The organism is Gammaproteobacteria bacterium (assembly GCA_003696665.1).
In the GTDB taxonomy this organism is placed as follows: domain Bacteria; phylum Pseudomonadota; class Gammaproteobacteria; order Enterobacterales.
The window spans coordinates 1-5,714 of record RFGJ01000300.1; the positions used below are offsets into that span (position 1 = coordinate 1).

4 protein-coding genes are annotated in these 5,714 nt (G+C 51.6%); all 4 read left to right on the forward strand.

Features of this window, described 5'->3' with window-relative positions; translation table 11 throughout:
* Positions 1-444 (forward strand): hypothetical protein (locus D6694_08160; protein ID RMH42257.1); only part of this gene is annotated, 444 nt, incomplete at its 5' end.
* Between the two features lie 29 nt (positions 445-473).
* Positions 474-3,398, forward strand: coding sequence for a TonB-dependent receptor (locus D6694_08165; GenBank protein RMH42258.1), 2,925 nt, complete (start codon positions 474-476; stop codon positions 3,396-3,398).
* 206 nt (positions 3,399-3,604) lie between these two features.
* Positions 3,605-4,678: a class I SAM-dependent methyltransferase gene (locus tag D6694_08170; protein RMH42259.1), complete on the forward strand. Its 1,074-nt coding sequence runs from the start codon at positions 3,605-3,607 to the stop codon at positions 4,676-4,678.
* Positions 4,679-4,853: 175 nt separating this feature from the next.
* Complete coding sequence (locus D6694_08175; GenBank protein ID RMH42260.1) at positions 4,854-5,441, forward strand: hypothetical protein; 588 nt, start codon at positions 4,854-4,856, stop codon at positions 5,439-5,441.
* Positions 5,442-5,714 lie beyond the last annotated feature (273 nt).

The following is a 5,714-nucleotide window of genomic DNA, read 5'->3' on the forward strand; positions in this document are numbered from 1 at the left end:
CGGCACAGCGATGAGGAGGGAGCGGATGACCATCATGAGGCAGGGGCGGACGTCGATCGCAGGATGGGGCATGGCAGGGCTCATCGGCATGCTCGCCGCGCGCGCGGCGGTGTCCGCACCACAGACGACTTTGTCGCGGGTGCGCGGGGCCGAGGAAAAGCGCGTGAAATTGCTCAGCGCGGTCCGCCGCTACAAGGCCCGCCAGGTCAGATAGCCCATGGCAACACGTCGTCCGCCAGTGTGACATTTTTGCAACATATTTCAGCAAAAACATCCCTGAGCCCGACGACCGGTGGGTTTCAGCCTTCCTTCCTTCCAACAGATACTATAGAGAATTTTTGGCTGTCTGGACAGCTTTACAGCAGGGGATGGACATGCATGCCGCCGGTGTGGACGCCGGAGGCGAACGGCATGGAGCATGATCTCCGCCCGGCTGAGATGTAGAAGAAATTAGAGAGGGAAGGAAGGCAATCATGGCGAAACAGCTGCTGGACTGGCGGCGTCGTGCGCTGCTTTGCGGCACGGCCGTCGTGGCGGGCATTGCTCTCGCATCATATGGAAAGTTGGCGGCAGCCCAGACACAGGGTGATGATCAGGCAGATGCCACCGAGGGTGAAGAGATTGAACAGATTGTTGTCACGGGCTCGCGCATTCGCCGCCTTGACTTTGTGAGCAACAGTCCGGTCTTGACGGTTTCAGGCGATCAGGTGTGGTTGCAGGGCGCCATCAATGTCGAGGAATTTTTGAACGAGCTTCCTCAGCTTATACCGGGTCTGAACCAGACTTCGAATAATCCGGGGCTGGGGGGTATCGCGGCACTCGATCTGCGAGGCCTTGACCCCAAAAGAACGTTGATCCTCGTGAATGGTCATCGGATCACGCCCGCGACAAACGGCGGGATATACGATGTCAACTTTATCCCCGCAGGTCTGATTGAGCGCACCGAAGTCGTTACCGGGGGCGCGTCAGCGGTGTACGGCTCAGATGCGATCGCGGGCGTTGTGAATTTTATCCTGAAGCGGGATTTCGAGGGGTTTGAGGCTGGCTCGCAGTATGAGGTCAACGAGGCGGAGGGGCACCAAGTCTTCTCTGCCAATCTTCTGCTTGGCGGAAATTTCGCTGACGGGCGTGGTAATGCAACTCTGTTTGGTGAGTACCTGACCAGAGATCAGCTTCTGCAGGGAGAGTTGCCCTTTGGGTTTGATCAGGGCCCGTTTGCGCGCAGCTCGCGTATTCCGCAGGGGCGTCTTTCGGGGCAGGCCGCCAATCCTTATGATCTGGTGGCATGGAATGCGGCCACACGAAACAATACGTTCTGTGCTGTTGATGCCAATGGGGATGGCCTCTGCGATGACGCAAATGGCGATGGGATGGTGGATGCGGATGATTTCACCATCAGCCCCTCTCAGAATTTGCAGTTCAATCCGGATGGCACGCTTGCCGGGCCGGCTGGTCTCTATAACTATGCGCCGCCGAATGCAGCCATTCTTCCAATGACGCGCTTCATTACGCGTGCTGAGGTCCGGTATGAGCTGTTCGATGGTCACGAGTTCAGTTCAAATGTGACCTTTGCAAACATCAATACGCGCCAGCAGTTGGCGCCCACCCCTGCGGATATCGTTTTGGATCCGCAGCAGTTCCGGAACAACCCGCTCATTGACCCTGACGTGATCGCGCTGTTGGACAGCCGAGTGGATCCCAATGCTCCGTTTGAAGTGCGGCGGCGCATGGTGGAGGTTGGAAACCGAATTTCCAACGTTGACAGAAAGTACTTCGAATGGGGCTGGGGTATGCAGGGCCCTCTGCCCGGCCTTGAAGGGTTCAACTATGACGTTTACGCAAAGTTTGGTCGGGTGGATGAGAATACCCGTAACTTGAACAACGTTTCGCGATCGCGGACGATTGCAGCTTTGGAAGGGTGTCCTCCGGGGGCGCCGGTCGGTTGTATTCCCGCTACCATTTTCGGTGAGGGTTCCCTTACCCCGGAAATGGCTGATTATCTCCGGCTTAACACGGATGAGGATTTGAAATTCAAGCAGGAGACGGTTACCGCCAACATTGACGGTCCGCTCTTTGAACTTCCTGCCGGAGAAATGCGGGTTGCTGTTGGTTACGAATTTCGGCGCGATGCTTCCGTATTCCAGGTTGCCGATGCGGAAGAAAAGGGCGATATCATCGGCTTTAACGCGATCCGTGGTATTAGTGGCCACATTCGTGTCCACGAATTCTACGGTGAAGGTGTGGTTCCAATTGTGAAGGATCTCTTCCTTGTCGAGAATTTAGAGGTTGAGGGCGGTTACCGCCTCTCGGACTACTCGACGATCGGAACCGTCAGCACCTACAAGATTGGCGGAAGTTGGACGCCCCACAACATGATCCGCCTGAGGGCGATGTTCAACAAGGCGACGCGGTCGCCGAATATCTTCGAGCTCTTCCAGGCCGGGGACGAGAACTTCCCGCAGTTTTCTGACCCCTGCAACGCAAGCTCTTCGCCCTCACCGGAAGTCAAGGCCTTCTGCATTGCGCAGGGTGTCCCTGCAGCGGCAATCGACACTTTCCAGCAGAACGACACGCAGGTCCGTGCGTTGGAGTTCGGAAATCTCGATCTTCGCCAAGAGAAGGCCAAGACGATTACTGCGGGTGCGGTTGTCACGCCTGACGAGTTCATTCCCGGGCTGACCTTGACGGTCGATTTCTATAGAATTCGGCTGATTGGTGCGATCTCGGACCTGACTGTGGGGCAGATCTTGAACGCCTGCTTCCAGGCGCTGGATCTGAATGATCCGAACTGCCAGCGCATTACCCGGGATCCGACAACCGGCCAGATTCTTACGATCAACACGACCCGCGCCAATGTGTCGTCCATTCAGACGCGTGGCTACGACTTTACCTTGTCGTACCAGGTTGATTTTGACGACACACCGCTCAAAATGATTCCGGGAAGCTTCCGGATGAAGCATGTGGCGTCCTACGTGACCCAGTATCTGTTCGACGGTGTGGATATCTTGGGTAGGTCTGGAGGCGGCGCTGGTGGCGCGCTTCCGAAGTGGCGCGTTACGCTTGAGTTCACCTATGACCCAATTCCCGGCCTGAGCATCGATTGGCAGAGCCAGCGAATTGGCTCCACTTCGCAACCGTTCTCAGAGATCGGAAATCTGGGCCCGGGGTTTGACTTTACAAAGCCCTTGCCCGTTGTGTGGTATCATGATCTGAGCGTCAGTTACGATCTCACGGACTGGCTGCAGGTGAACTTCGGCGTTGACAACGTCTTTGACAAGCAGCCGCCGAACTCTATTGATTTCCCGGGTTTCCAGATCGACGGGCAATCTGGGACGGATCCCTCCACGTATGATATTCTGCGGCGTCGCTATCGCTTCGCTATCCGTATTCGGCGATAGTCGCGCAAGAAATCATACGGAGTTTGAATCCTGGGGGCGATGGGGTAACATCCATCGCCCCCTTTTTGCGAGAGGTCAATGGTGGGGGTCCAGACTGACGGAAAGCCATTCTTTGGGTGGAGGATTTGTCTCATCGAAATCTCTTTAATTGGCGTCAGCCACTCCCATATTAAGGGAGCATATATTAAAGGAGATAGTTAATAGCGATGTCCGGTATAAAGGATAAAAGGAAATTCTCTGAGAATCAGAGAGTGGCAAATTTTCCTTATTCAATCGAAGTTGATGCATGGAAAGTTTATTGGGATAGTTTATTATGTAAGAAAGAGTATATAGGAGAAAATGATTGTGTTATAGAATGTTGTGAAAATTTAATTAATAATAGCGTTATAGAAGGTTTTTGGTCTAGGAATATACCAAAAACAATAAGGTCAAATGAATCTTTTATAGAGCTGGCCTGTGGGTCGGGATCTGTTATCAGAAGAATCTATTCTTATGCCTGTTCCATTGAACAAGGGGCTCTTATTGTTGCTGCGGACATCTCTTTGAAAGCGCTCATGTTTGCAAAACATAAGTTTCCTATGGTTAAGTATGTGGTATTTGATCTTAATAATATTCCAATAAAGAACGAGACGTTTGACTATGTTACAAGTCAGTTTGGAATAGAATATGGTGGAGAAAAATCGATAATCAACTCACTGAAATTAGTAAATATGGGCGGCATATTTGCTGGAATTTTTCATGTGTCAGGTGGGGCAATAGAGGAGGAATGTCTATCCAACCAAGAATCAATAAATAATTTATTGGAGTCTAATATTTTTGAATTTGCACGAACTGCAATAAGCAGAAAGATCTCTTATCTTAAAGGAGAGTGCAATCGTGAGTGCTTAAGAAAGGCCCATGATCAATTCCTTTCTTCTTATCGCACAATAGAAGAGGCTATTGCTGGTAGGCAGGCTATAGGAGCTAATCCTCCGGCCGATAAACACATTTATGATGCGGTTTCTCAAATAATAAATATTTATAATAACTTATCCAAATTTGGCAATTTGAATAATATCCTGAAGGTTATATCATTTATCGAGAAACAATTTATTTCTTATATGGCAAGAATGTCTTCCATGGTACAATCTTCGCTTGGCGATTCAACGATTAATGATATTAAAAACTTTATGGACTGTCAAGGATTTGAATATGAAATAGATAAAATTTATCTTTCGGAAAATGATCACAAGCCATTCGCTTTAACATTAGTTGCAAATAGAATAAATAAATATAAATAGAAATAGATTTTCTTTTATTTTTGATTTTGTGTGGGATGATTTATTATCATTATATTTCTTTGTTTCAGAGGTTTCAGAGAAGGAGGATGAACTGACAGATTCGTTTTGGCTGTCGAAAGATCAATAGAAGCGGATCGAGCTCTGTCTTCCCGCATGCAAACAAGGGTTCAGGCGTGTGGACGACCGCCGCGTAATCGGTGGCATCCTCCGCCTGTCACAAACTGGCATTCCCCGGCAGCACGCGGGAGGAACGCGACTCCAGGCCATGCTCTCCAACCGCTTTCGCCGCTGGGCGGAGGGGAGCGGGGAAGAGAAGTTTTTCTCGCTTGCGGAAGAAGGTTTTCCGGGGCGTGTCGTCATCGACAACATGGTCGAGGATGCACTGTTAGGCTGGCGGCGGAAAAGAGGAGGCGCGGAGGCAATGCATCGGGCGCTTGCCCGGCGGCTGCACGAGCATGAACCATCTCCTGATAGATGCCTTGGGACGCCCTTTGTCGCCTTAAGTGCGGATCAGACAAGCAATTGTCGCTTTGCCCAGCAGTATCTGGAACCTCTTTTGGGCCTGTGTGATGTCATTATCGACAGAAAGGAGATGCCGGCAAGGCTTGCCGGTCCGGCTGCGTCAACGCGGGGCGATCCAGCCATTCCACCACGCAAATGTCACAAGAAATCGCCCGCATTCGATACCAAGAAAATATCACGATATCGTCGAGAGAACTTTCTGCCGTCTGAAGGAGTTTCGGCGCATTACTGCCCGCTATGACAAATCCGTCAAGACCTTCCTAGCGGCCATCTGCAGCCTCGCACCCGCCAATCATCTCTCGTGAACACAAATTGAGTCCAGACCCTAATGGATAATGCAGTACGGGGAGGTGAAACGTTATATAATCTATCCTGGTAGGGTAGACTCGACCAGGTCAAGGACTGCGGAGGGGGTGGGCGGGCTTGTGCCTTCGGTGGCGGCGGTGGCGGCCGCCGTGGCCATGGCAAGCCGGGAGGCGGTGTGCCAGTCGTCACCAAGGATCAACCGCGCAAG